This is a genomic window from Sphingomonas sp. (assembly GCF_042095875.1).
Lineage (GTDB): Bacteria > Pseudomonadota > Alphaproteobacteria > Sphingomonadales > Sphingomonadaceae > Sphingomonas.
This window is the reverse complement of record NZ_JBELMJ010000025.1, coordinates 21,617-43,731: the sequence shown is the minus strand read 5'-3', so window position 1 is coordinate 43,731 and position 22,115 is coordinate 21,617. Positions and strand designations below refer to the sequence as shown.

The following is a 22,115-nucleotide window of genomic DNA, read 5'->3' as shown; positions in this document are numbered from 1 at the left end:
GACAACACCGGTCGGTCTCTGGTTGCCGCTGGATGAAAGGCGGGGGTCACGTCACTCCGACAAAGGACCTGCCAATCCTGCACACGCACTTATTCTCGGGATGCCCTTCAAGGACGCGGAGAATGGCGGTTTCGTCGGTATGGTCGCCGCCGATATCCTCGCTCGGAAGGTCGACGCCGCTCACCTGCACGACGCGGTCAAAACCTTGACGCCATCCACTCGATAATTAGGCGGGATTTGGTCTCCTAATGCCGACGCCGACTGCCGCAGTCCGTATTTTCCTCTACCCCTACCCTCGTCTGGGAGGGCGGTGATTTAGTGTGCTGAGGTGCCGAAGGTGCGCTTGGCGGCGACCGCTGCGCGGGAGATTGATGGCAGCTATTGTCGCGGCCAGCCCTGCTAAGGGTAAGTGTCGTCGCAGCGCGAAATCGCCCTGTCCAGCTGCTCGGCGGGCCAACTCGCCGCGAGGCACCGGTTAAGGGGCTTGGTAGCGCAACTGCGTCAGATCAAGCGAGCGAATGAACCCAAAAAACTTAGAAAATATAGCGCGATCGAACGGCACATTATCGCATTAGCTGTGGCGTTTATCCGAAAATAGGGGTGTCACCCTTGTCGAGCGAACCGGGACCCGCGCTCGTCCTCACCATATTGGATTTGTGACGCTGCCCGTCTGTGACCGTATTGTGTTGGTCTCGGCGTTGGCACAACAAGCGACGGTGCATCTGCTGCTGCTCTGCGGCATGATTTACCGGATTATTACCGGAAAGCTCACACCTTCGCCGCTAAGCCATTGAGAAATGGCGCACCCGACAGGATTCGAACCTGTGGCCTCTGCCTTCGGAGGGCTTGCCAATAGTGGAACTGGCGCAGTTTTCCGCCGCTTTGCCCGCGTTGACTGGCGGAACAGGACGTGAATCGACGTTCGTTGCCCGGACATAGCCCGGACGCTTACCGCTCGTGCGCACGTCGAGCTTCTTCCATGTATTCTGGGTGGTGGTGAGCGTAGAGTTGCGTGGTACGCGCATCGGAGTGCCCAAGCCATCCGCCGATCTGGTGCAACGGCACGCCCTTCTGCGCCATCCACGTCCCGCAGGTATGCCGCAGGGTGTGCGGCGACACCTTCGCCAGCCCCGCGCGCTTTACCGCGCCGCCAAAGCTGCCGTTGTTGCTATCGCCTATGTCGAGGATTGGACGGCCCTTGTCGTGGATGACATGCCCGAGGTCGCTACCACGCCGACGTGCCAGGCGCAGGAAAGTCAGCAGCCCGCGCGGGATCGGCTGGCGAGCGCGGCGCTTCCCCGTCTGTGTCTCGCCTTCACGCGCAAAGTTAATGCGCCCACGCACTAGGTCGATCTGAGGCCAGCGGAGCGAAAGGATCGCTTCCTTGCGCGCCCCTGTGTAAAGCCCGATCAGGATGAACAGCGGCAGGTACAAACGCACGTCCGCCCGTCCGGTGCGGGCAGCGTTCAACAGCGCAGACGCTTCCGATCGCGTGAGCCATCGCTCTTTGCCGTCTGGCTTCTCGGGTAGTTGGACGTGCGGTGCGGACGTGAGCCGTTTTTCCTCCACGTACAGATTGAGCGCGGCGCGTAAGGTCGTCAGCTCACGGCGAATCGTTGCGGGTGCCCGGCCGCGTTCTTTCGCATAGGCCCGGCACGTGCTTTTGGTGATGTCGCTTACCGGCCGCTCACCCCAGTAGGGTAGGAGGGCGGCGATGGCGTACCCGATGCGCGCCGGGTCTTTGGTTTCGGGTGCGTGTTCCTCGCCGTAGAAGTCGAGAACGTCCGCGATCAGGACTTTATCGGGATCACGCGGCCGGTCTGGTCGCTCGATCCGGCGCCGTTCGCGCAGGAAGTCCGCGAGAGCTTCTTCAGCTTGGATGCGGTCTGTTGTGCCAGTCGAACGGACACGCTCGGCCCCCGCCTCGTACCAGACGATGTAGTACGCCTTACGCTTGGCGACCCATTTGAGTGACGGTCCTCGGTTGGCGCGGGGCATGTCGTTACCTTGGCGTTTCTGATGTGCTGCTCCACGTCAGCAGCTTCGAACAGGAAGGCTTTGCCGATGCGCACGGCAGGAAGCCCATTGGCGCGCATGGTGCGCAGGGTGCGAGCGGACGGCAACCCGTATTCAGTCGCTACCTCTTCGGCTGTCAGAAGCTTCATCGGGCCTGCTCCTTGAGGATGCGATCGGCATTGGCCAGTTCGAGCAGCACGTCGGCGTGGCAGGGCTTGCCGTCATCCCGACACCAGCAAGCGAGATTGGAGCCGCGGAGACGCGGCAAATCGCGCATCACGGCGGCTCGATGCTCCAGCTGACGGGCGACGCTCACCTTCGAGGTGAGGCAGACGCGCCCGTCCAGCAAGTGGCGGTAAAGAAACACGCACTGCTCTCGCGTGCCATCCTCTCCGACGACAAACGGGTTGCCGAGCAGTAAAGGACGCGCGACCGACACGGTGTTCGCCGGCATCCGCCACCCCTTCTTGCGGGACAGCTGCACCCGGCGCGGACGCTCGTCATCTACCATGTCATGTATCCCTGATACGGAGGATGGAGGAGTCATGCGGCGAGGCTTTCGGCCGACAGTTGCTCGACCTTGTCAATCCGCTCACCAATCCAGCGCATCACCGGCACTGCCATGCTGTTGCCGAGGGCCTTGTAGCGCGGGCCGTCTGCCATCGGCTTTCCACGGTGCGGCACCAGCGTGTAGTCGTCGGGGAAGCCTTGGAGGCGTTCGCACTCGCGCGGGGTAAGGCGACGGACTGCGGATGTGGCAATATACGTCTGTTGCTTCATGCCGGGTTCTGCCGCCAGTGCGCCCGCGACGTGCATGGTTCGCACCTCGTCACGCTGATTCTGCGCGAAAGCGATAGCTGGCATAATACCCGCGTTGGCGTGACTGCCGCTGTGGCCACCAGCGCGGAGGGTCGGTGCGATCTCGCCAGCGTCTGCGCCATAGTCCTTAGCGGAAAAGCAAACCGCCTGGACCTCCGCCCGCGCCTCTAGCGTGTAAGCGCAGTCCCGTTGAACCCCGATACCATCCGGGCCGCTGTTGATGTTCTCTCGAAGTGCGCCAGCCTGAATAGCGTGCACCGGCACGAGCGGCGTTCCGCGTCCCGTACCATCTTCCGACGCATCAAACCCCTCACCTCGCAGCGCATGGGCTAAGACAGGCTGGAGATACCCTGCTGCCGCTTCATCGGTTCCTGCTCCCGGTCCTCCCCCACCGCCGCTAGCGCGGCTTGTAAGGACACCGGCAACGTCTTGCCCCGCTTTTCGGCGCGGCGCAGGATGCCCCGACAGGCTGTGGCGCTCAGAAAGTACCGCTGCGGCACCTCGCCAGTTTCCAGCACATCCGACAACGAACACGCGTCGGCGTCGCTGTGGAACTCCGAAGAACTGAGCGTCCAGAACTCGGTAGGCGAACCCATACCCGAGTTCCCCCAGCCCCCCGAGGATGGCTCCAAATGCCCTCCCTCCGTCAATTGACAGGACGCCGGGGACGTTCTCCCAGACCACCCAGCGGGGCCGTGTGCGATCAGCAAGCCGGAGAAACTCAAGCGAGAGGTTGCCACGGTCGCCATCCAGTCCAGCTCGGAGGCCGGCGACGCTGAAATCCTGGCAGGGGGTTCCGCCCACGAGAAGGTCGATTGCTCCATATTCATCGCCTCGGATGGTTGTGAAGTCGCCATGCAGCGGCGTATCGGGATAGTGGTGCGCGAGGACGGCGCGGGGTGCTGCCTCAATCTCGCTGTAGGCAGCGGCGATCCAGCCGAGCGGCTTCCACGCGACCGTGCTGGCGCTGATGCCCGCGCACACGTCCAGGTAGCGCAAACCGCTCACTCTTCACCCCCATCCTGATCGCCCTGCTCGATAGAGAGGCGGCGGATGGCGGATGGCTTCCACATGCCGAAGGTCAGGACACGCAGCCCAAGGCGCTTGGCATCCCGCCACGCTTCTACGACGCTGGCGATCTCGGCCGCGTCTTCCTCCACCGCTGTATTATCGAGTGCGGGCGAGAGGGCTTCAGCCGCCTCGGACAGCAACCGTCTGACCTGCATCGGCATGTACTGATAGGTGACGGCCGCGCGGATGCGTTCAGCCAGATCGCCGCTGTTCCGCGCCCCCTCGTTTCCTACAGAGGTGGGGATAGGGGATGCAGGGGCAGCGGAGAGCATGGCGGACCAGATGCGCCGACGCTTAGCGAATAGCGGGCATTCCTCGGTGTCGCCCTCACGCCCTGGCAGGGGCGTCGTCTCCTGCATGGGTCTGCCGGGCCGATGCTTCTCGCACGCGCCTTGCAGCATCGCCTCTGTCGGCTCACGCGGCACCATCACCATGTCCCCGAGAGTAGGGGTGGTGGATGTCAGGTGGTGACGAGCGAAGGCGACCATCGCGTCGAGGCAGACCTGCCCGCCATCCCGGTGCGATATGCGCCCCTCGCGCACCGCCGCAGCTTGGACGACGAACCCGTTCTTCTCACACTCAACGGCGAAGAACTCGCGCGCCTCGTCCAGCAGGTCGGGTTGAATATCGGTGGTTGAGGATGCCGGGCACGCGTTCGTGCTTTCGGGTAGGTTATCCACGGTCGGCCTCCCCGGTGAAGGTTTCGCCGTAGTCCTCGTCGGGGCGCCCGAACGGCACGTCATCGCTGATCGTCGCGACCTCGTCCGCCACTCGGCACAGCGCCTGAATTTCGTCCATGATCGGCCGCACGACCGGGCGCACCGCCTTGCCGTCGTCGCTGTTCCACCACGCCGTGAACGCCTCGGTGCCCTCGCGCGCCTTGTCGCGGGCGCCATCCATAATGGCCTTCTGCTCCTGCGCTTCGCTCTGCCCCCGCGCCCACTTCGCCATCGCAGCGCCGGTGTACTCACCCATCGGCCGGCGCGGGTCGAACAGGCCCTTGAACTGATCCGCGACCTTGATCTGGTGGACCGGGCAGCCCGGCGCCGACGGGTCGAGGATCACCATCGCGGTCATCTCGAACATCAGGTCGCCGTCGCTCGCGGGATCCCAGGGCACGTCCTCGCGGCGCGTCTTCGTCGGGCGCGCGTTCTTCGCCTTCGCGCCAAACCCGGCCTGCATCACCGGCTTGGCGCGGGTGCAGATGATGATGTTGGTCTTCGCGCGCACGATGCGGTCAATCAGGCGGCGGTAGCGCGGCTTCACCTCCGCCCAGGCGAGCTGGCTGTATTTGGCCGGGTCGACCGGCGAAGTGTTGTTGTACCGTGCGTTCTGCGCCTCCTTGTCGCGCACCAGCCGGTCGAGCACCTGCGCGTGGAGGTCGAGCACCCCGCCGACGCCCTCCCAGGCGTGCGAGAAGCTGTCCATGATGAGCACCGGCAGTTCGGCAGCCTCCGCCGCGTCGATCACCTCGATCCAGCGTTCCGGTCCGAACCCGACGACCTCGCCCGCCTCGTTCGTGGCGGCGAAGTCGAAGTGCATCATTTCCGGGAACGCCTCCTTGTAGTGCAGCGCGCGCTTGTTCTCGGTGTCGACGTAGCCAATCGGCGCGCCTGACTTGCCGACCATCTCCTGAGCCATGCCGCGGGCGACCAGCAACGCGCTGTAGGTCTTCCCGGTGGCGCTGCCGCCCGACAAGCCTAGCGCGATCGTGAGCGGGTCGTTGATCTGGGTGACGGGGATGAAGCGGATGGACATTATGCGGCCTCCTTGTATTCGCGCTCGATCAGCCACGCCGGGGCATCCACCTCGTGGACACCCGCCGGGTAACCGGGCCAGTTGTTGGTGGTCAGGCACTCGCCCCAAAGTCGGCGCGCGCGGGCTGCGCGGCTCTCGCCGATGTCACGGAACGATCCCGACAAGCGAATCAGCGTCACCTCGTGGGGTGCCGGCTTCTCCTGGAAGATGAAGGTGAAGGCGCGGTCCTCGCCGGTGACCGCCTTCCACACTGCAAGGTAGTGCGCCGCCTGAACGTCGTAGCCGTAATTGACGATCGACCGCAGACAGGCCTCGGGGCTCGCGTCCTCACACGTCTTGTAGTCGTACAGCGGCAGGCGCGAGTCAGCGGGCGCGTTATCGAACAGCGCGCGACACCAGATGCCGTCGATCTCAGCGAACGCCGCCATCTCCGATCGCGCAGGGTCGAGGCGGATGCCGTAACTGTCGAGCTTGGCGATGGCAGCCGAGCGCATGGCCTCTACCTGCTCGACCTCGTCCCACTTGAGCGGCGTGCGGCCGGTTGCCCGCGCGTCGGCGATGAACGCCTTGGCCTCCTTGGTGCTCGCCGCGCCGTTCGCCGCCAAGAACTCGTCGGGGATGGCGACATAGTCCTCGCCCACGCCGAGCAGCGCCCGGTGCGCCGCGGTGCCCATGTCAAATGTCTTCCGCTCAACCGACACGTGATCGGGATTGAGCCGACGACATGCGTGCCAGGCATGGAGCGGCGACTTGCTGGTGATCACCTTGGCGATCGTCGACGACAGGCTCGGCAGCGGGGCCGGGTCACCATGATAGGTGGCGGCGTCCATCTGGTGGAGGCCGGCGCGGAAGGTGGTCGCCTCGCCTACCCCTGCATCGGTGCAGGACGGCTCAGGCTCGCGATAATCCAATGCGAATGGGTTGTCGGTCATCGTCAGAACCTCAGCGTGACGTTGGGGATTTCACCGGCAAGAATGGCCACCACGATCTTGCGCGCGGTGTCCTCATCGGCGCCGCAGGTGATGAGCGCCTGCTTGGCGGCGGTCTTCACGCTGGTGCGGTGCTGCTGATCGGCATCGCGCTTTGCCTGCGCGGCAGCTTCCTGCTCGGCCTGCTTCCGACGCGCGGCCTCGTCGGCAGCGATCCGGTCGCGCTCTGCCTGCGCAGTCTGCTCGGCTTCCTCGGCACGGCGACGTTCGGCGGCAAGCTGCTGGGCGTGCTCCCGATCGCGGCGTTCCTGCTCAGCGCGCGCGGCAGCCTCGGCTTCACGCTGCGCGCGCTCGGTAGCTTCACGCTCGATCCGCGCCAGACGATCAGCCTCGGCTTTCTCGGCGGCTACGCGACGCTCCTCAGCGGCTTTCGCTTCAGCCTCTGCGCGTTCCTGCTCTTCGCGAGCGACACGCTCCTGGCGCTCACGTTCGGCGCGCTCCGCAGCCTCTGCGCGCAGCTTCTCCAGCTCGGCGCGATCAGTCTCTTCCTGTGTCAGTCGGGCCAGCGCCGTTTTCAACAGGCTGACGGTGTGATCCTTGGCGCTGGTGGCCTTCTCGAACAACCCGCCGAACCGATCCGCGTCGATTTCGGTCTGCCATATGGAGGCGCCGCGCTCGCGAACCGTAGCGGCGGTGTCGTCCAGCGTGACAGTTCCGGCAGAGACGATCTGCGCAATTGTCGCCTCACATTCGGCAACGCGCGCCTTCTCGGCCTCCTCCCAGGCGGTCAACGGGCGGCGCACGTCCTCGGCAAGCTGGTCCAGCCGGTCACGCGCCACACGCCGCGCCGCATCGACGACGTTGATCTTGGCGCGCGCGTCCTCGTTCAGCTGCTTGCCAGCCGCGTCGATCGCGGTCTTGGTGCGGGTGATCTTGTACGCCAGCGCCTTGATCGCGTCGCGACCCTTGACAGTGGTCAGGTCCGGCTCGAACGCGTCGATCTCGCGCTGAATATGGTCGAACAGGTCGTCACGCTTGCCAGCGTCGAGCAGCACAATGGCGGGCTCGTGCTGGACCTGGGTGGCAATGTCGGTGCGCCCGGTCAGGGGCAGTTCTGCTACGGCGGTGCTCACAGGAAGGCTCCCATCAGGACGAGAGAGATGAAGGCTGCGCCGAACATGGCCGCGCAGACGACTGCATCGACAATCCGCCGCATCCGATCCCGGTTGAGGCTGTCGAGCATGGGGAGGACCGGCGTTGCGCGGTCGTCGGGGAGCAAGCGCGGGCGGGTCATGCTTCACCTCGCGCTTTGGCGATGGCGAGGTCGGCGTTCGCCAGCAGCGCCAGCAGCGTGGTCGGCTTTGGTGCGCCGGACAGGTGATTGCGAAGGGCGTCCAGCGCGGCGAGCAGGTCAGGCGCGGCGGCGATCAGGCAGGCATTGGCCTCCGCCTCATGCTCATCCTTCATGTGCGTCTTGGCCTTCGGCCCACCCTGATTGCGCAGAATGGCGTTGCAAATCTGAATGCCGTTCGCCGTCACGCGACGCTGCTTCTTTTTCGATACGGCCCAAGGCCCCGGAGTGTGCCCGCTCATGCTCGCCCCTCCGCTTCCTCAGCAGCCCACCGCGCAGCCTGGCGCGCACGCGAGGCAGCCATGCCGCGGTCGATCGCAGCGTTAGCGAGCGCGCGGTTCTGCGCCGTCTCCCGGTCGAGCTGATCCCGGTATGCAGGGTCGTTCCAGTAGCGCTCCAGCTCGAAGAAGTCGGTTTCCGGCGCGGGCACACCCTGCCACGGGTCGAAGCTCTCCAGCGCGTTGGCATATGGACGCATCCAGCCGGCCATCAGCGCGCACCCCCGAACATCGCCAGCATCGCCTTGTCGGCGCGGGCCTGGTGGTCGGGCGACCCGGGGTACATGCCCGCGGACAGCTCGGCGCAGGTCTGGCTGCTCAGCGGCTCATGCGCGCGCGTGCCGGTCAGCGGGTTGTGGGCGCGCGCCTCGGGGAAGGTCTGGCGGATCATGCTGCGGCTGCCGGCTTGCGGATAAACACGCAACGTGTCTCGATCGCAGTGCCGCTCTCCTTGAAGGCCCCCGCCGGGATCGTCGTCACCTCTGCACCGACCTGCGCAAGCCAGTCGCGCCAGTCCTGCGCTTCACGCTCAGTGCCGATGAAGCCATGTGCGCTGGTAATCGCCACCATGCGTCCGCCGTCAGCGAGACAGTCATAGGCGTGGCGAACGTGCCGCACATCCTGATTGCGGGTGAACGGCGGATTCATCGCGATCGCAGTCGCGCGCAGAACAGCCGGACGCTGATCGAGAAAGTCGACGACCAAGATGTCGTTGGCTATGCCCTGTGCGATCAGGTCAGAGCCGTTATCGCCATCGATCTCGACCGCAATGATGTGGTTGGCTCCGGCCTCGGCAAGCGCGGCGACGATGCGGCCTCGTCCGGCGCTGGGCTCAAGGCAGATGTCGTTATCGGTGACACCCAGCATGGCGACGATCTGCGCCGCCAACGCGGCGGGCGTCTCGAACAGTTGCAGCCTCTTTTTACGAGTCAGCGCATCGTCGATTGCGGCTCCAGACGAGATCGCCGCAGCCACCTTCTCCGACGGATCAACCGGGAATAGATGCGCGCGCCGTTTGGTGTTCCACTTACCGCCAAGCGCCTGCAAAGCCTTGTCGGTGGCTGCATACAGCGGACGAGGAAGCTGGCCCTCGGGCAGCCTCAACTCGACACCAGAGATTGTGGATCGGCGGAGGACGTCAGCTACGTCGTCTGCGATCCGAACGGTTGCGGCAGATGCCATGTCTCGCTCCCATCGCCGGGCCGCGGGGTGCGAGCCGGTGTGAGGGAGCAATATGCGTGTGGCGCATAACCCTGTCAACGGGTAATATGCGCTACATGCATTATTCTGGCGAGGTCATCCTTCGGTGCCGGTGCGCGTGAGCGTGCGGGCGACTTCCGCGATCTGCTGACGCTGGCCTGGCTTCGCTTGATCCCAGATCGACCACATGCCTTCGGGGTCGCTTGGATCTCGCATGAGCAGGTCTGCGGGACTGCATCCGTACAGCGCCGCCAGCGCTTCAAGCAGGTCCTGGTTGTAAGGCTGATCGCCGCGCTCGATCCTGCCGAGCTGAGGCTGCGAAATATGCAGCTCTTCCGCCACAGCTTCGAGCGTGCGGCCGGGCTTCACCTTACGCCATTCGCGTAGATAGGTCTTACGGCGGGCCTTCTTTTCCATGCGCTCGCAATGCGCCGCGCGCATATGCCGCGCCAGTGTCGGCGATGCATACTCATGCTTGACACGCATATGCACCACACGCATATTCCTTGAATGACACTCGACAGCTACCTCGCTTCGCAGGCGCTTACCGAGGCGAGTTTCGCCGCGAAGGTGGGCGTGGATCAGTCCACCATCAATCGCGTGCGGCGCGGTCACAGGCCGTCACCCAAGCTGATGGGGGCGATTGCGACCGCCACCGATGGCGCCGTCACACCGAACGATTTCTTTGGCCTGCCGCCTGTCTCTGGCGTCGATACGCAGGCAGCGGCATGATCTACTGCATCACAGCACCTTCGCTCGGGCTGGTGAAGATCGGCTTTTCCGACAATCCGCGCGGTCGTTTCAGCAAATTGCAGTCTGACAGCCCAGTCGCGCTCACGCTTGAGCGTGTTACGGAGGGCGACGTTGCAAGCGAGAAGGCTTTGCATCGCCGGTTCGCAGCCTTCGCCGTTCGTGGTGAGTGGTTCATGCAAACGGCTGAAATCGTCACGTGGATGGCATCTCTTGACGAGCCGAAAGCCAAGGTTCGCGTAACGCCGGTCAAGGACCTGTGCGCGGCGGTGCCGATCAGCAAAGCCTACGCAAGCATGATCCTTTCGGGTCGGCAAATTCCGTCGCGGTCGCTCGCGATCCACATCTTTCGGAAAACTGGTTGGCGTCATCCGCTGATCGCCGACCTGAGTGACGAGCAGATCGCCACGCTCGAAACGATCGAGCCGTGGACCGCCCGCGCCGACGCGCAGGCAGCCGCCTGATGGCCTGCCACAAGGAACCGCCGTTCACTGCGGAGCAGGTGGCGTGGATCGACCAGCGGATCGCGGCGAGTAGCCAAACCGCATCCGGTTCTGCAATTCTTGATCTGCTCGAACGGCTTCACGCGCGAGACCTCCAAGTTCTGCGGCTAGAAGATTTGCTGGCGAATGCGGTGCGTGGTGCATCGCCAGAACAGCTTCTTGCAGCGCTAGGTACACTGAGGCGCGAGCGTTCGGCAGAACGACCTCTTGCCCGATGGTCTGAACTGCTTGGCGGATCGCCGCAGCCCACTGCTGCTCCATGTCCATTGCATGCTCCGGTGATTGGTCGCTCCAACACCGTAGCCGGACGGGGGAATGCCGCAAGCGTCTCCCCGGAAGGGCTGTCTGCATGACCGCCCCGCTGATCCTCGCCATCGCCGTCGCGGCGGCTTTCCTGCTCCTGCTCGCGGTCGGCTTCACCTGCGACGTGGTGCGCGCCGTGCGTCGGCACCGGGCGGAGCGCTGAGAGATGACCCACCTCACCGACTTCGCCGACGACGAGGGCATCGACGACCTCACCCTCTCCCCGCTGCTCACCCTGCTCGGCGCCGCCCTGCTCGCCGCGCGCGCACTCTTCCCCGGCCGCTCGGCGCGTCAGTCGCAGGTGGGTGGTCGCTTCCATTACTCATCAGCTATCGTTTCGGAGCCGCATCATCATGCGTGACGCTAATACGATCGTTCGCGACCGCCAGCTGCTGATCCGTCGCCAGATGGACGATCGCGGCATCAGCCTGAAGGCGGTGTCGCTCGACAGCAAGATTCCGTACGCGACGGTCGTCTCGTACTTCCCGGGCGAGCGCGACCGCCAGCCCGCCGTGATCCCCGGCGCCGCGATCTACACGCTGCTGACCACCAAGGCGCTGCCCGTCGACCTGCTGTCGCTGCTGCTGCCGGACGGCTTCCAGATCGTCCGCGCGGACGAAGGGCTGGATCACGACGAGATCGAGCGCCAGTGCCGCGACTTCCTCGCCACCAAGGGCGAGGCGCATCGGCCTGACAGCCCCGGTGGGCGCGAGATCAGCGACTGCGAGCGCGTGGCGCTCGACGGCAAGGTCGTTGCGATGCGGGGGCGGGCGTGACCACCTGCAGCACCTGTTCCGCCACGCTCGGTGACCGCAACCGCTCCGGCCTGTGCCGGTCCTGCGTCGCCAAGCGGAACAACGCCGACCCGTCAACGCGCGCGAAGCAGATCGCCGCGGTGAAGGCGCATCACGCCGACCCCGCCGTCAAGGCGGGCTACGCGCAGCGCTGCGCCGAGCGGAACCGCAACCTCTCCGATGCCGAGCGCGAACAGCGCCGCGCGCATGGCCGCTGGCTGGCCGAGAACGTGCTGACGCGCGCCGACGTGCGGGCGAAGACGCTGGCGCCCGAGGTTCGCGCGCGCGCTGGTGCGGCCCGGTCGGCGACCGTGCTGCGCGACATTCCCGAGGCGTATCGCGACGAATACCGGGCGCTCTGCCGCAGTGGCAACATGTCGGCCCCGGAGGCGAAGGCCGCAATCCTGGCACAGGTGAAGTCCGACGAGCGCGCGCGGCTCGCTGCGATGTCGCCGCTCGAGCGGCAGATGGAACGCCTGAACGCGGGCGCTGCGCTGGTCGAGGTCAAGCCGCGGCGGTCGGCCGAGCACGCGATGACGCTCGGTGGCGTGGTGGCGTACCTGTGAACGCGCCCGCTCGCATCCAGCGCGAGCAGTGCGCTTCCAGCCCGCCCGCGTCATTACGCGAGGCGCGCGGGGAGAAACTGGCACGCGCATACCGCGCGACGATCTCGATGCACTGTCCGAACCAAGACGAGATGACGATGGCGGCGCGTCTGGAGCTGGCGGTGCTGCGTGACCAGGCCAGCAAGGGCATCGCGCACGCCAGCCATAGCGCTGCGATACTCTTGATGCAGGTGTCCAGCCTGGCGGCAGAGGCGGTCTACGCACCGCTCACATTTCGCAAGCTGAGCAGTCTGGTGACGGCGCTCAACCTCACCATGCTCGCCGCCCGCTCGATCGAGAGGTGTCATCGTGATTGAGCTTCGCGACTACCAGCAGGCGCTGATCGCCGGCATCCGCGCCCAGTTCAAGGGCATGGACCGCACCGTCCTCGTCCAGCTCGCCACCGGTGGCGGCAAGACCGTCACGTCCGCCTACATGGTCAAGACCGCGGCCGCGCGTGGGCGGCGCTGCTGGTGGGTGGTCCATCGCCGCGAGATCATCCTGCAGGCCAGTCGCACGTTCTGGTCGATGGAGATCCCGCACAGCCTCGTCATGGGCGGCTCGATCTCTGACGTCGACGCGATGGTGCAGGTCGGCTCGGTGCAGACGCTCGCGCGCCGGCTCGGCAAGCTGCCCCCGCCCGACCTGATCATCTTCGATGAGTGCCACCACATGGGCGCCGCGCAGTATCAGGCAATCTTCGAGGCGTGCCCGCGCGCGCAGATAGTCGGCCTTACCGCGACGCCGTGGCGGCTCGACGGTCGCGGGCTCGGCACCTGGTTCGAGAGCATGGTTCAGGGCCCGTCGGTCGCCGACCTGATGGAGCGCGGCGCGCTGTGCGATTACCGGCTCTACGCGCCGTCCTCGACCGACATCACCGGTGTCGCCAGCCAGGGCGGCGACTTCAAGCGCGACGAGCTCGCCAAGGTGATGGACAAGCCGTCGATCGTCGGCGACGCGGTTTCGCACTACCGCAAGCTGGCCGATGGCAAGCGCGCAATCGCCTTCGCGGTGTCGATCGAGCACAGCCGCCACATCGCCGAGCAGTTCCAAGCGGCGGGCATCCCGGCCGCGCACGTCGACGGCAGCATGGACAGCGGCGCGCGCGACGCGATCGTCGCCGACTTCACGACCGGCGCGATCCAGGTGCTGACCAATGCCGACCTGTTCGGCGAGGGCTTCGACGTGCCGGCGGTTGAGGCGGTGATCCTGCTGCGCCCGACGCAGTCGCTGTCGCTTCATCTACAGCAGATCGGCCGCGCGCTGCGTCCCGCCGCGGGCAAGCCTCATGCGATCATCCTCGACCATGCCGGCAACGCGATGCGCCACGGGCTGCCTGACGACGAGCGCGAATGGACGCTGGAGGATCGGCCGAAGAAGAAGCGCGGCGCGAAGACAGAGGTGCCGGTCAAGCAGTGCCCGACGTGCTTCCGCGTCCACCAGCCGGCGCCGCAATGCCCCGGCTGCGGTCACACCTACGCGGTGCAGTCGCGGGAGGTCGAGCAGGTCGATGGCGAGCTGGAGGTGGTGGACCTCGACGCGATCCGCGCGCGCAAGCGGCACGAGCTGAAGTCGGCGCGGACGCTGGAGGACCTGATCGAGCTCGGGCGGCAGCGGCGGTACAAGCATCCGGTCGCTTGGGCAGGGCACATTATGCGTCAGCGCCAAGAATGGCGGGCTCGGGCGTGACGCGCGATCTACGCATCGCCCGCTGGTGGGCTGCCGGCGCCGCATGGTTCTTTGGCCTCGCCCTGTCAGGCGCGCTCGATGTGCCGTTCTGGCGTGACGCCCCGCGCGGCGACGGTTTCGACCTGTCGCTGACCGCGGCGGTGACGGTCTGGCTCCTTGTCGGCGCGCTCCAGCGGCCTGCGCGCGTGATCCGCGTCGACGTCTCGCGTGACGGTATCGTCGTGCACGAGGCTGAGCGGTGACCCACGCCGATCTCGTCAATCGGCTGCTGCTGGCAGTTTCGCCGCTTGGCCTCGCTTGGCCGAACAACACCGGCGCGCTGAAGGTCGACGGGCGGCTCGTCCGCTACGGCCTGCCCGGTTCCAGCGACATCCTGCTCGCCGCGCGCCCCGCCGGCCGCATGTTCGGCATCGAGGCCAAGGTTGGCCGCGACGCGTGGCGCCCGCTGCAACGCAATTTCGCCGACGCTCTGACCAGCGCCGGCGGCATCTACATCCTCGCACGCTCCACCGATGGCACCGGTGACGACGCGGTCGCGCACACGCTGGAGATCATCCGTGGCAGCTGAGGCGATACAGCTCAACGCTTGGCGGGGACGTCTCCAGGTAGGCGCGAAGGGCGAGCGGAAGACGCTCTACAACCTGATGCTGTACCTGCAGAACCTTCCAGGGCTCGGCGCGACGATCCGGTTCAACGAGCTAGCGGGCATCGTCGAATGGAAGGGAGAGCCGCTGCGCGACGCCGATTACGTCGACATTCAAATCTTGGTCGAGAAGGCCGGGTTCCAGCCGAACAAGACCGACATCCCCGCCGCGGTCGCGCGCCTCGCGTTCGACCACGCGTATCACCCGGTGCGGCAGTATCTCGACAACCTTAAGTGGGACGGCATCAACCGGCTCGACCGGTTCCTGCCGATTCTGTTCGGCACGCGCGACACGGCATACGAGCGCGCGATCGGCGCACGGTGGATGATCGGCGCAGTCGCGCGCGTCTACCAGCCCGGCTGCAAGATGGACACGATGCTGGTGCTGGAGGGTCCGCAAGGACTCAAGAAATCCACCGCCCTGCGCACGCTGTTCGGCGCGCAGTTCTTCACCGAGATGGTCAACGAGCTGCGCGACCACAAACGCTTTGTCGAACAGATCGCGGGCAAGTGGGTGGTGGAGTTCGCCGAGCTATCCGCGCTGCGCAAGGCGGACGTCGAGATGGTCAAGGCGATCATCACGATGCAGATCGACAAGACGCGGCCGTCATACGGGCGGCACACGGTCGAATATCCGCGTCAGTGCGTGCTCGCCGCGTCGGTCAACCCGAAGGCCGGGCAAGGCTATCTTACCGACCGTACCGGGAACCGCCGTTTCTGGCCGGTCGCATGCACCGCGATCGACCTCGCCAAGATCGAGCGCAAGCGCGACCTGCTGTGGGCCGAGGCGCTGGTGCGATACCGCGACGGCGAGCAGTGGTGGTTGACCGATGAGGAAAACGCGCTCGCAGTCGGTGAGCAGGACGCCCGCATGCAGCGCGATGCTTGGGAAGAGACGATCGCGGCGCACCTCACGCCCGGGTTCACATACACCTCGACGCAGTTGCTGGTTGAAGCGATCAAGATGCCGCTCGACCGTCTCGATCAACGCGCCAAGGAGCGCATAGCCGAGATCATGACCGATCTCGGATGGGATCAGGCGTGGGGTAAGGAGCGCCAGGCAGACGGATCGCGTAAGAGCGCGCGCGTGTGGCGGCTGCCATCGTGACGGTGTCCACACCAACCACCCGAACGCGTGGACAATCGACGGACCGTGTGGACACTCCACGGCCGGTTCGGACCTGCGTCCACGCCCGTGTCCACGGCATGTCCACGCCAGGGTGTGGACACCAAATTCCGCAGTTTTCTGCGGCGTTCTCTACCCTGTCCACACTGTCCACACCTTATGTTGTAAATAAAGGGAAAAGCGGTGGAATGGGGCTTACGACCCCCGTTTCAGACCGCGAACGGTTTCAGGGTGAGGGTGTGGACACCCAACCTGTGGACACCCCGGACAAAGCGGCAGCGGCATGACCCGCTTCCCCCTCACCGACTTCCTCATCGCGGCGCTCAAGGGCGAGGTCGGCACCGATCCGATAGCTGCAGCGGCGAAGTACGGCATCCGGGCTGACTGGGCGAAATTCTACATGGAGGAGACGGGGCGTGGGTGAGGTGGATCTGACGCGGCCGATCGAGGCTGTGCACGTGAGTGGCGCGGTTGTGCCGACGACGCGGAACGAGCGCGGACATGTTCTGTGGTCGCATGGTCTGGTGCAGCACTGCGTGTTCTACGACCCTGCTGGCATCGAGGCCGAGCGCGGTGACTGGACGCTGCGGAATGTCGAGAGCGACACGGAGGAGCGCGACCTTGTCGAGGTAATGGCGCGTGCTGCAGCAGCCGAGATGGGCTGGCAGTGGGATGGTGCACACATGGTTGAGCATGCGTGGGAAACGCCGCGGTCGCGAGATGCTTGGCGCCGGTCTATCCGCGCTGCGCTGAAAGTCGCGCGCGATCAGCAGGTGTTGCTATGACGGCGAAAGCGACCCTCCCCGCATACCTCGACGACCTCGTCGCAACGCACCGCCGCGCGACCAAGGAAGCTCGGGGGATCGTCTACCGCGCGCTGTTCCGCGCCGCTCGACGTGGTGAACGCTGTCCGACTGCGGACGACCTGTGCGACATCACGGGGATGAGCCTGACCGGCACGGTGTACATCGTGCAGAACCTGGAGGCGCGCGGGCTGATCCGGGTCTGGCGGTTTCAGAAATCGCGCGTGGTGGAGATCGTGGCGACCGGCGAGCGCACCGCGGCGTCTGGCGAGACGATCCCGCATCGGGCGAGGGGCACGCGGCAGATTCACAAGCCGCGGGCGCAGCGTATGGTGATGGCATGAGTGGTCGCCCGACATCGTTCAAGCCCGAGTTCGTCGAGCAGGCGCGCAAGCTGGCCGCGCTCGGCGCTACCGACCGTGAGGCTGCCGAGTTCTTCGACGTGGCGGAGAGCACGCTGTACCTGTGGAAGCACACCCAGCCGGAATTTTCGGAGGCCCTAAAAGTTGGCAAGGATGCGGCGGACGAGCGCGTGGTGCAATCGCTGTATCGCAAAGCGGTCGGCTACAGCTTCGACTCGGTGAAATACCATGCGTTCGAGGGCTGCGTGACTGAGACGCCGTGCGTTGAGCATGTACCTCCCTCCGATACTGCGGCCATCTTCTGGCTGAAGAACCGCAAGCCGGCTGAGTGGCGTGACAAGACCGAGGTGGCGGTCGATGTGACCGATCGCGCCGCGCTGCTGGCCGAGCGCCGGCGCCGGGCTGCCGAGGCGGGCAATGCCGACGAAACCTGATCCCGAGTTGGAGCTGATCGACGACATCGCCAGCTTCACGCACGACCCGCTCGCGCACTCGCTCTACGCCTACCCGTGGGGCGAGGGCGAGCTACAGGGGGTCAACGGCCCCCGCACGTGGCAGGCGGACGTCATGCGCGACATCCGGGATCACCTGAGCAACCCAGCGACCCGGCACACGCCCTGCCGCGTCTCTGTGGCGTCTGGGCACGGCATCGGGAAGTCGGCACTGATCGGCATGCTGGCGGGTTGGGGCATCGACACCTGCGAGGATTGCAAGATCGTCCTGACCGCGAACACCGAGCCGCAGTTGCGCACGAAGACCATGCCCGAGATCGCGAAGTGGCGGCGCCTGTCGATCACCGCGGACTGGTTCAAGGTCACGGCGTCCGCGCTCGCGTCCACCAGTCCTGGTCACGACAAGTCCTGGCGGCTCGACGCGGTCACCTGGTCGAAGGAGAACACCGAGGCGTTCGCCGGCCTGCACAACCTCGGCAAGCGCATCATCGTGATCTACGACGAGGCCTCGGGCATTGACGACAAGGTGTGGGAGGTGACGCTCGGCGCGCTGACCGACGAGAACACCGAGATCATCTGGATCGCGTTCGGCAACCCGACGAAGAACACGGGCAAGTTCCGCGAGACGTTCGGTCGGCTGCGCAACCTGTGGAAGACGCGCCAGATCGACAGCCGCACGGTGGAGGGCACGAACAAGGCCTATCTCGACGAGCTGGTGCAGACCTATGGCGAGGACAGCGACATCGTGAAGGTACGTGTCCGCGGCATGTTCCCGTCGGCGTCGTCCATGCAGTTCATCGGCAGCGACGTGGTGGAGGCGGCGCGCTACCGCCCGCTGGAGCATACGCTGCTGTCCGATCCGGTGATCTTTGGCGTCGACTGCGCGCGGTTCGGCGACGACCACTCGACGCTCGCCATCCGGTGCGGTCGCGACGCGCGATCGCGGCCGTGGAAGCGCTGGCACGGCGTCGACGCGATGACGCTGGCCGGCGACATCGTGCTCCAGGCGCGGCAGTGGCACCCGGACGCGATCTTCATCGACGCGGGCAACATCGGCGCGGCTGTGGTCGACCGCGTGCGCCAGTTGCTGCCCGACACGCTGGTGGTAGAGGTGTGGTTCGGCGGGAAGGGCAGGGACGTGGTGCTCGCCAACGGCATGCAGATCCGCACCGCCAACAAGCGCGCGGAGATGTGGTCGAGCGTCAAGGCGTGGCTGCCCGGCGCATGCATCCCGGACGATCAGGAACTCGCCGACGACCTGGTCGGACCGGAATACGGGTTCAATGCCGAGCAGGCGATCCAGCTTGAGAAGAAGGAGCACATGAAGGCGCGCGGGCTGAAGTCGCCAGACGATGCCGACGCGCTCGCCTGCACCTTCGCCGAGCCCGTGATGCCGCGTGAGGTGCCGGGGTATCTCAACCCGGACGTGTACGATGGGGGCGGTGACTATGAACGCTACGCCTGATCCGCGGCGGGTGCCTGTCGAGCGGCCGAAGACGGCCGAGGAATTGCGCAAGGAGCAGATGGACCGTGCGATCGACGATGAGCTGGCGCGGATGGCGTCGAAGTGGGACTATGAGCGGTATTGAGGAGGCGATGATGGCAGACGCTGAGCAAATCGTACCGACGCAGGAGGAGCGCGAGATCGTCGCGGGGTACATCTACGATGCCGGTTACATGAACGGTGCTTACGCAATCAGGCAGGGCGAGGTCGACAAGCAATACCAAGAGGATTTCGCGAAGCTGCGCGCCTACCGTGCGAATGCTGAAACTGAAATCCGTGGCGAAATAGCCGCGTGGTATCAGCGCGAAGGATACCTCCTGGACGAAGACGATGTGCCTGCTGCAATCCGCGCTGGCTCTGCAACCATCGGTGCGCCGGTAGTTCTGTAGGGCTGCTCAGCGACAAGCAGTAATCTTCCGCTGATTCAACGCCCTTCCACCACGTCGTACCCCGCCTACAAGCGGAGGTCTGACGACAATGTGCATGGGCGGAACACCGGAGATGCCGACCGTGCCCGAGCGGCAGGCGGCGAAGCTTCCCGACGGCGGTAGCGCGACCAACACCGACACCCAGGCAGCCGCCCGTCGCCGCGCACTGATGGCGACCGTCCTGACCAGCAACAACGGCGCGATCGGCATGCCGTCCGTGTCGGGTGCCGGCACCAAGGCGGCGCTGGGATGACGACCCCGACGCTGCGGGAGCGTTGCGAGAAGCGGCTGGCCGGTCTGAAGGCGATGCGCACGCCGCGCGACGCCGAATGTGCCGAAATCGCGCGCCTCGCTGCACCCGCGCGCACGCGGTTCCTGACCACCGCGACAAACCAGGGCCGGCGCAAGGGCCCGACCGTGCTCGACAGCCACGGCAGCCGCGCCTTCCGCACGCTGACGGGCGGCATGACGTCGGGCCTGTCGTCGTCGTCGCGTCCGTGGTTCGCGCTCGGCACCTACGACGCCGACCTGATGCAGGACGAGGACGCGAAAGCGTGGCTGCAAGAGGTCGAGAAGCGGATGTACAGCTTCCTCGCCTCGTCGAACTTCTACGGCGCGGTGAAGACCGGCTACCAGGAAATGGGGCTGTTCGGCACCGAGGCCTGCGTGATGGTCGAGGACGAGCGACAGGGCATCGTCTGTCACGCGCTGACCTTCGGCGAATACTGGATCGCGTGCGGCCGCTCGCTGATGCCCGACACGCTGTACCGCCGCGTGCCGATGACGGTGAAGCAGGCGGTCGACACGTTCGGCACCCGCGTCTCCACCACCGTCCGCAACCTCTACGACGCGTCGAACTACGAGGCGATCGTCGAGGTCATGCATGCGATCGAGCCGAACGACACGCGCGTCGAGGGCAGGCTGGACGCGTCGGGCAAGGCGTTCCGCTCGGTGTGGTGGGAGACGGACAGCAGCGTTAAGACGACGCTGCGCGAGTCCGGTTACGAGGAGCAGCCGTTCTGGGCGCCGCGCTGGGACACCACCGGCTCGGACGTGTGGGGCTCATCGCCGGGGCAGGACGCATTGCCCGACCTGCGCGAGCTCCAGCTGCAGAGCAAGCGCAAGGGCGAGGCGATCGACTGGCTGATCCGGCCCGAAAAGGTGCTGCCGTCGACCATGAAGCTGCGCAACCAGCCCGGCAGCGTCGTTTACGCGGCGAGCATCGACAAGGACAAGGTGCTGGTGCCTTACCAGGTGCCGTATCAGGCGGTCGCTGCCATCGCGGACGACATCGAGCGTTGCAAGGTGTCGATCGACCAGGCGACCTACGCCGACCTGTTCAACGCCATCACCAACATGCCGGGCGTCCAGCCGCGCACGGTCGAGGAGATCGCGTCGCGCAACGAGGAGAAGCTGACGCAGCTCGGCCCGGTGATCGAGCGCGTGAACAACGAGAAGCTGGAAATCGCGATCGACCGCGTGTTCGGCATCATGTCGCGCGGCCAGATGCTGCCGCCCGCGCCGGAATCGCTGCACAACGTCGATCTGAAGATCAATTTTGTGTCGATCCTGACCCAGATGCAGCGCATGATCGGCATCGGCCAGATCGAGCGCACCGCGGGCTTTGTCGGCAACCTCGCGGCCGTGTTCCCGGAAGCGGTCGACAAGCTCGACGTCGACGCGATGATCGACGACTACGCCGATCGCGCCGGCACGCCGAAGAAGATGATCCGCAGCGCCGACGACGTGAAAGCAATTCGCGACGCGCGCGCGCAGGCACAGAACGCCGAGAAGACCGCAGCGATGATGCCGGCGGTCCAGCAGGGCGCCGACGCCGCGCGGCTGCTGTCGGAGGCTGACACGGGAGGCGGGCAGAACCTGCTCGCGCAGATGATGCCGGCATGAGCGACAAATCCGAACAGGCGGACATGGAGAAGCTGGCCGCGCAGCCGGAGTTCCTGCGTTTCCTGGGACGCGTCGTCGCCGCGTCGGGCCTGCACGCGGCGACCACCACCGGCACCGACGGGCAGCGCTGGGTAGGCGAGGGGCGGCGTGACCTGGCGCTGACGATCCTGCACGATGCGGCGCGCGGCGTGTCGACCGACAACCCCGCCGGGCCTTTCTCGGATCTGCTGATTCAAGTGCTTCGCGAAGAGGGGCAAACGGCGATCTCGGAAACGGTGCGATCTCGGCGATCGCGATACGATGACGGAGATCGGGACGATGGATAACCAGCACCGCAAGATTGCAGGCTATCGCGAGTTGTCGCCCGCCGAGGTCGCGCTGATGAACGAGGCCAAGGAAATTGAGGCACGGTTCAACGGGTTCATCGACAAGCTGCGTGGCACGTCGGGGATTGACCAGCGGCACGTGTCGCTCGCGCAGACCCATGGCGAGGACGCGTTCATGCGTGCGGTCCGGGCGGTGGCGCAGCCGGCGCGTCTCACAAGCGATGACGCGATCCCGAACCCCGTGGTCGCCAAGCCCGCCGACATGGACCGCTTTATCGGCACCAAGATCGTCGACGCTAAGCCGATGACGCGCAAAGCATGGTGTGACCTGCGCGGCTGGACCGTGCCCGCGGACGAGAATCCGGACGATGCCGGCTACATGGTCCAGTACACCGACAAGGTGCAGCCGATCGTCGAAGGCTATGACGGCTACGTTTCGTGGTCGCCGGCCGGCGTGTTCGAAGCCGCCTACAAGCAGGTTGGTTGAGCATGATCCGTCA

At 65.8% G+C, this 22,115-nt stretch carries 36 protein-coding genes and 1 pseudogene; 23 read left to right on the top strand and 14 right to left on the bottom strand.

Translation table 11 applies throughout. From position 1 onward, the window contains the following. Both ACFDS6_RS10365 and ACFDS6_RS10360 read left to right on the top strand, forming a co-directional pair. On the top strand, window positions 1–226 hold a 226-nt coding region (locus tag ACFDS6_RS10365), incomplete at its 5' end, for a hypothetical protein (RefSeq protein ID WP_375272090.1). Window positions 227–656: 430 nt separating this feature from the next. After that, window positions 657–794, top strand: a complete 138-nt coding sequence (locus ACFDS6_RS10360; RefSeq protein WP_375272089.1) for a hypothetical protein — start codon at window positions 657–659, stop codon at window positions 792–794. Window positions 795–948: 154 nt separating this feature from the next. Here ACFDS6_RS10360 and ACFDS6_RS10355 read toward each other — a convergent pair whose 3' ends face one another. The 14 genes and pseudogenes from ACFDS6_RS10355 to ACFDS6_RS10290 form a co-directional block, all read right to left on the bottom strand. After that, window positions 949–1,998: a tyrosine-type recombinase/integrase gene (locus ACFDS6_RS10355; RefSeq protein ID WP_375272088.1), complete on the bottom strand. Its 1,050-nt coding sequence runs from the start codon at window positions 1,996–1,998 to the stop codon at window positions 949–951. 26 nt (window positions 1,999–2,024) lie between these two features. Beyond that, window positions 2,025–2,165, bottom strand: a pseudogene (locus ACFDS6_RS10350) (helix-turn-helix domain-containing protein); the annotation flags it as partial. Then, window positions 2,162–2,527, bottom strand: coding sequence for a DUF4326 domain-containing protein (locus tag ACFDS6_RS10345; protein ID WP_375272087.1), 366 nt, complete (start codon window positions 2,525–2,527; stop codon window positions 2,162–2,164). The gene ACFDS6_RS10345 and the pseudogene ACFDS6_RS10350, both read right to left, overlap by 4 nt. Before the next feature lie 32 nt (window positions 2,528–2,559). Next, window positions 2,560–3,843: a DNA cytosine methyltransferase gene (locus ACFDS6_RS10340; RefSeq protein ID WP_375272086.1), complete on the bottom strand. Its 1,284-nt coding sequence runs from the start codon at window positions 3,841–3,843 to the stop codon at window positions 2,560–2,562. Then, a complete protein-coding gene (locus tag ACFDS6_RS10335) occupies window positions 3,840–4,586 on the bottom strand; it encodes a hypothetical protein (protein ID WP_375272085.1) in 747 nt (248 codons plus the stop codon). The genes ACFDS6_RS10340 and ACFDS6_RS10335 overlap by 4 nt, the downstream gene beginning before the upstream one ends. After that, the gene (locus ACFDS6_RS10330; protein ID WP_375272084.1) at window positions 4,579–5,664 is read right to left on the bottom strand and encodes a hypothetical protein; all 1,086 of its coding nucleotides are present in this window, start codon (window positions 5,662–5,664) and stop codon (window positions 4,579–4,581) included. The genes ACFDS6_RS10335 and ACFDS6_RS10330 overlap by 8 nt, the downstream gene beginning before the upstream one ends. Next, entirely contained in the window at window positions 5,664–6,596 is a 933-nt protein-coding gene (locus ACFDS6_RS10325) for a PD-(D/E)XK nuclease-like domain-containing protein (protein ID WP_375272083.1), read from the bottom strand. The genes ACFDS6_RS10330 and ACFDS6_RS10325 overlap by 1 nt, the downstream gene beginning before the upstream one ends. A gap of 2 nt (window positions 6,597–6,598) precedes the next feature. Continuing rightward, window positions 6,599–7,726, bottom strand: coding sequence for a hypothetical protein (locus ACFDS6_RS10320; RefSeq protein WP_375272082.1), 1,128 nt, complete (start codon window positions 7,724–7,726; stop codon window positions 6,599–6,601). Further along, window positions 7,723–7,887, bottom strand: a complete 165-nt coding sequence (locus ACFDS6_RS10315; protein ID WP_375272080.1) for a hypothetical protein — start codon at window positions 7,885–7,887, stop codon at window positions 7,723–7,725. The genes ACFDS6_RS10320 and ACFDS6_RS10315 overlap by 4 nt, the downstream gene beginning before the upstream one ends. Continuing rightward, on the bottom strand, window positions 7,884–8,186 hold the full coding sequence (locus ACFDS6_RS10310; protein WP_375272079.1) for a hypothetical protein: 303 nt from the start codon (window positions 8,184–8,186) through the stop codon (window positions 7,884–7,886). Before ACFDS6_RS10310 ends, ACFDS6_RS10315 begins: the two co-directional genes overlap by 4 nt. Next, window positions 8,183–8,434: a hypothetical protein gene (locus ACFDS6_RS10305; RefSeq protein ID WP_375272078.1), complete on the bottom strand. Its 252-nt coding sequence runs from the start codon at window positions 8,432–8,434 to the stop codon at window positions 8,183–8,185. The genes ACFDS6_RS10310 and ACFDS6_RS10305 overlap by 4 nt, the downstream gene beginning before the upstream one ends. Beyond that, complete coding sequence (locus ACFDS6_RS10300) at window positions 8,434–8,613, bottom strand: hypothetical protein (RefSeq protein ID WP_375272077.1); 180 nt, start codon at window positions 8,611–8,613, stop codon at window positions 8,434–8,436. The genes ACFDS6_RS10305 and ACFDS6_RS10300 overlap by 1 nt, the downstream gene beginning before the upstream one ends. Next, the gene (locus tag ACFDS6_RS10295) at window positions 8,610–9,404 is read right to left on the bottom strand and encodes a hypothetical protein (protein ID WP_375272076.1); all 795 of its coding nucleotides are present in this window, start codon (window positions 9,402–9,404) and stop codon (window positions 8,610–8,612) included. Before ACFDS6_RS10295 ends, ACFDS6_RS10300 begins: the two co-directional genes overlap by 4 nt. A gap of 114 nt (window positions 9,405–9,518) precedes the next feature. Then, window positions 9,519–9,908, bottom strand: a complete 390-nt coding sequence (locus tag ACFDS6_RS10290; protein ID WP_375272091.1) for a helix-turn-helix domain-containing protein — start codon at window positions 9,906–9,908, stop codon at window positions 9,519–9,521. A 24-nt stretch (window positions 9,909–9,932) separates the two neighbouring features. On the opposite strand from ACFDS6_RS10290, the gene ACFDS6_RS10285 reads away from it, so the two are divergent. The 21 genes from ACFDS6_RS10285 (at window position 9,933) to ACFDS6_RS10185 (ending at window position 22,102) form a co-directional block, all read left to right on the top strand. Then, the gene (locus ACFDS6_RS10285; RefSeq protein WP_375272075.1) at window positions 9,933–10,154 is read left to right on the top strand and encodes a helix-turn-helix domain-containing protein; all 222 of its coding nucleotides are present in this window, start codon (window positions 9,933–9,935) and stop codon (window positions 10,152–10,154) included. Further along, window positions 10,151–10,636, top strand: a complete 486-nt coding sequence (locus ACFDS6_RS10280; RefSeq protein ID WP_375272074.1) for a GIY-YIG nuclease family protein — start codon at window positions 10,151–10,153, stop codon at window positions 10,634–10,636. The genes ACFDS6_RS10285 and ACFDS6_RS10280 overlap by 4 nt, the downstream gene beginning before the upstream one ends. A gap of 508 nt (window positions 10,637–11,144) precedes the next feature. Next, window positions 11,145–11,339 carry a hypothetical protein gene (locus ACFDS6_RS10275; RefSeq protein ID WP_375272073.1) on the top strand — a complete coding sequence of 65 codons (195 nt, stop codon included), beginning with the start codon at window positions 11,145–11,147 and terminating at the stop codon, window positions 11,337–11,339. Beyond that, a complete protein-coding gene (locus ACFDS6_RS10270; protein WP_375272072.1) occupies window positions 11,332–11,754 on the top strand; it encodes a hypothetical protein in 423 nt (140 codons plus the stop codon). The genes ACFDS6_RS10275 and ACFDS6_RS10270 overlap by 8 nt, the downstream gene beginning before the upstream one ends. Then, entirely contained in the window at window positions 11,751–12,338 is a 588-nt protein-coding gene (locus ACFDS6_RS10265) for a hypothetical protein (protein ID WP_375272071.1), read from the top strand. Before ACFDS6_RS10270 ends, ACFDS6_RS10265 begins: the two co-directional genes overlap by 4 nt. Beyond that, entirely contained in the window at window positions 12,335–12,694 is a 360-nt protein-coding gene (locus tag ACFDS6_RS10260; protein WP_375272070.1) for a hypothetical protein, read from the top strand. Before ACFDS6_RS10265 ends, ACFDS6_RS10260 begins: the two co-directional genes overlap by 4 nt. Further along, entirely contained in the window at window positions 12,687–14,066 is a 1,380-nt protein-coding gene (locus ACFDS6_RS10255) for a DEAD/DEAH box helicase (RefSeq protein WP_375272069.1), read from the top strand. The genes ACFDS6_RS10260 and ACFDS6_RS10255 overlap by 8 nt, the downstream gene beginning before the upstream one ends. Next, window positions 14,063–14,308, top strand: a complete 246-nt coding sequence (locus ACFDS6_RS10250) for a hypothetical protein (protein ID WP_375272068.1) — start codon at window positions 14,063–14,065, stop codon at window positions 14,306–14,308. Before ACFDS6_RS10255 ends, ACFDS6_RS10250 begins: the two co-directional genes overlap by 4 nt. Then, window positions 14,305–14,634 carry a hypothetical protein gene (locus ACFDS6_RS10245; protein ID WP_375272067.1) on the top strand — a complete coding sequence of 110 codons (330 nt, stop codon included), beginning with the start codon at window positions 14,305–14,307 and terminating at the stop codon, window positions 14,632–14,634. The genes ACFDS6_RS10250 and ACFDS6_RS10245 overlap by 4 nt, the downstream gene beginning before the upstream one ends. Next, window positions 14,624–15,817: a VapE domain-containing protein gene (locus ACFDS6_RS10240; protein WP_375272066.1), complete on the top strand. Its 1,194-nt coding sequence runs from the start codon at window positions 14,624–14,626 to the stop codon at window positions 15,815–15,817. Before ACFDS6_RS10245 ends, ACFDS6_RS10240 begins: the two co-directional genes overlap by 11 nt. Window positions 15,818–16,118: 301 nt before the next feature. Next, complete coding sequence (locus ACFDS6_RS10235) at window positions 16,119–16,259, top strand: hypothetical protein (protein ID WP_375272065.1); 141 nt, start codon at window positions 16,119–16,121, stop codon at window positions 16,257–16,259. Then, window positions 16,252–16,620 carry a hypothetical protein gene (locus ACFDS6_RS10230; protein WP_375272064.1) on the top strand — a complete coding sequence of 123 codons (369 nt, stop codon included), beginning with the start codon at window positions 16,252–16,254 and terminating at the stop codon, window positions 16,618–16,620. Before ACFDS6_RS10235 ends, ACFDS6_RS10230 begins: the two co-directional genes overlap by 8 nt. Then, on the top strand, window positions 16,617–16,982 hold the full coding sequence (locus ACFDS6_RS10225; protein WP_375272063.1) for a MarR family transcriptional regulator: 366 nt from the start codon (window positions 16,617–16,619) through the stop codon (window positions 16,980–16,982). The genes ACFDS6_RS10230 and ACFDS6_RS10225 overlap by 4 nt, the downstream gene beginning before the upstream one ends. Further along, a complete protein-coding gene (locus ACFDS6_RS10220; protein ID WP_375272062.1) occupies window positions 16,979–17,434 on the top strand; it encodes a helix-turn-helix domain-containing protein in 456 nt (151 codons plus the stop codon). Before ACFDS6_RS10225 ends, ACFDS6_RS10220 begins: the two co-directional genes overlap by 4 nt. Continuing rightward, window positions 17,418–18,917 (top strand): terminase, encoded by a 1,500-nt coding sequence (locus ACFDS6_RS10215; protein ID WP_375272061.1) that lies wholly within the window; start codon window positions 17,418–17,420, stop codon window positions 18,915–18,917. The genes ACFDS6_RS10220 and ACFDS6_RS10215 overlap by 17 nt, the downstream gene beginning before the upstream one ends. Then, window positions 18,901–19,041 carry a hypothetical protein gene (locus tag ACFDS6_RS10210; RefSeq protein ID WP_375272060.1) on the top strand — a complete coding sequence of 47 codons (141 nt, stop codon included), beginning with the start codon at window positions 18,901–18,903 and terminating at the stop codon, window positions 19,039–19,041. Before ACFDS6_RS10215 ends, ACFDS6_RS10210 begins: the two co-directional genes overlap by 17 nt. Further along, window positions 19,028–19,345, top strand: a complete 318-nt coding sequence (locus tag ACFDS6_RS10205) for a hypothetical protein (RefSeq protein ID WP_375272059.1) — start codon at window positions 19,028–19,030, stop codon at window positions 19,343–19,345. The genes ACFDS6_RS10210 and ACFDS6_RS10205 overlap by 14 nt, the downstream gene beginning before the upstream one ends. Before the next feature lie 94 nt (window positions 19,346–19,439). Further along, window positions 19,440–19,637, top strand: a complete 198-nt coding sequence (locus tag ACFDS6_RS10200) for a hypothetical protein (protein ID WP_375272058.1) — start codon at window positions 19,440–19,442, stop codon at window positions 19,635–19,637. Beyond that, a complete protein-coding gene (locus tag ACFDS6_RS10195) occupies window positions 19,634–21,289 on the top strand; it encodes a portal protein (protein WP_375272057.1) in 1,656 nt (551 codons plus the stop codon). The genes ACFDS6_RS10200 and ACFDS6_RS10195 overlap by 4 nt, the downstream gene beginning before the upstream one ends. After that, a complete protein-coding gene (locus ACFDS6_RS10190; protein WP_375272055.1) occupies window positions 21,286–21,615 on the top strand; it encodes a hypothetical protein in 330 nt (109 codons plus the stop codon). The genes ACFDS6_RS10195 and ACFDS6_RS10190 overlap by 4 nt, the downstream gene beginning before the upstream one ends. Continuing rightward, window positions 21,590–22,102 carry a hypothetical protein gene (locus ACFDS6_RS10185; RefSeq protein ID WP_375272054.1) on the top strand — a complete coding sequence of 171 codons (513 nt, stop codon included), beginning with the start codon at window positions 21,590–21,592 and terminating at the stop codon, window positions 22,100–22,102. Before ACFDS6_RS10190 ends, ACFDS6_RS10185 begins: the two co-directional genes overlap by 26 nt. Window positions 22,103–22,115 lie beyond the last annotated feature (13 nt).

Bases quoted from the DNA above. Each gene is read 5' to 3' on its own strand.
- ACFDS6_RS10355 (WP_375272088.1), bottom strand. From the start codon at position 1,998: ATGCCCCGCGCCAACCGAGGACCGTCACTCAAATGGGTCGCCAAGCGT.
- ACFDS6_RS10345 (WP_375272087.1), bottom strand. From the start codon at position 2,527: ATGGTAGATGACGAGCGTCCGCGCCGGGTGCAGCTGTCCCGCAAGAAG.
- ACFDS6_RS10330 (WP_375272084.1), bottom strand. From the start codon at position 5,664: ATGTCCATCCGCTTCATCCCCGTCACCCAGATCAACGACCCGCTCACG.
- ACFDS6_RS10325 (WP_375272083.1), bottom strand. From the start codon at position 6,596: ATGACCGACAACCCATTCGCATTGGATTATCGCGAGCCTGAGCCGTCC.
- ACFDS6_RS10315 (WP_375272080.1), bottom strand. From the start codon at position 7,887: ATGACCCGCCCGCGCTTGCTCCCCGACGACCGCGCAACGCCGGTCCTC.
- ACFDS6_RS10310 (WP_375272079.1), bottom strand. From the start codon at position 8,186: ATGAGCGGGCACACTCCGGGGCCTTGGGCCGTATCGAAAAAGAAGCAG.
- ACFDS6_RS10305 (WP_375272078.1), bottom strand. From the start codon at position 8,434: ATGGCCGGCTGGATGCGTCCATATGCCAACGCGCTGGAGAGCTTCGAC.
- ACFDS6_RS10300 (WP_375272077.1), bottom strand. From the start codon at position 8,613: ATGATCCGCCAGACCTTCCCCGAGGCGCGCGCCCACAACCCGCTGACC.
- ACFDS6_RS10295 (WP_375272076.1), bottom strand. From the start codon at position 9,404: ATGGCATCTGCCGCAACCGTTCGGATCGCAGACGACGTAGCTGACGTC.
- ACFDS6_RS10290 (WP_375272091.1), bottom strand. From the start codon at position 9,908: ATGCGTGTCAAGCATGAGTATGCATCGCCGACACTGGCGCGGCATATG.
- ACFDS6_RS10285 (WP_375272075.1), top strand. From the start codon at position 9,933: ATGACACTCGACAGCTACCTCGCTTCGCAGGCGCTTACCGAGGCGAGT.
- ACFDS6_RS10280 (WP_375272074.1), top strand. From the start codon at position 10,151: ATGATCTACTGCATCACAGCACCTTCGCTCGGGCTGGTGAAGATCGGC.
- ACFDS6_RS10275 (WP_375272073.1), top strand. From the start codon at position 11,145: ATGACCCACCTCACCGACTTCGCCGACGACGAGGGCATCGACGACCTC.
- ACFDS6_RS10270 (WP_375272072.1), top strand. From the start codon at position 11,332: ATGCGTGACGCTAATACGATCGTTCGCGACCGCCAGCTGCTGATCCGT.
- ACFDS6_RS10235 (WP_375272065.1), top strand. From the start codon at position 16,119: ATGACCCGCTTCCCCCTCACCGACTTCCTCATCGCGGCGCTCAAGGGC.
- ACFDS6_RS10225 (WP_375272063.1), top strand. From the start codon at position 16,617: ATGACGGCGAAAGCGACCCTCCCCGCATACCTCGACGACCTCGTCGCA.
- ACFDS6_RS10220 (WP_375272062.1), top strand. From the start codon at position 16,979: ATGAGTGGTCGCCCGACATCGTTCAAGCCCGAGTTCGTCGAGCAGGCG.
- ACFDS6_RS10215 (WP_375272061.1), top strand. From the start codon at position 17,418: ATGCCGACGAAACCTGATCCCGAGTTGGAGCTGATCGACGACATCGCC.
- ACFDS6_RS10210 (WP_375272060.1), top strand. From the start codon at position 18,901: ATGAACGCTACGCCTGATCCGCGGCGGGTGCCTGTCGAGCGGCCGAAG.
- ACFDS6_RS10205 (WP_375272059.1), top strand. From the start codon at position 19,028: ATGAGCGGTATTGAGGAGGCGATGATGGCAGACGCTGAGCAAATCGTA.
- ACFDS6_RS10200 (WP_375272058.1), top strand. From the start codon at position 19,440: ATGGGCGGAACACCGGAGATGCCGACCGTGCCCGAGCGGCAGGCGGCG.
- ACFDS6_RS10195 (WP_375272057.1), top strand. From the start codon at position 19,634: ATGACGACCCCGACGCTGCGGGAGCGTTGCGAGAAGCGGCTGGCCGGT.
- ACFDS6_RS10190 (WP_375272055.1), top strand. From the start codon at position 21,286: ATGAGCGACAAATCCGAACAGGCGGACATGGAGAAGCTGGCCGCGCAG.
- ACFDS6_RS10185 (WP_375272054.1), top strand. From the start codon at position 21,590: ATGACGGAGATCGGGACGATGGATAACCAGCACCGCAAGATTGCAGGC.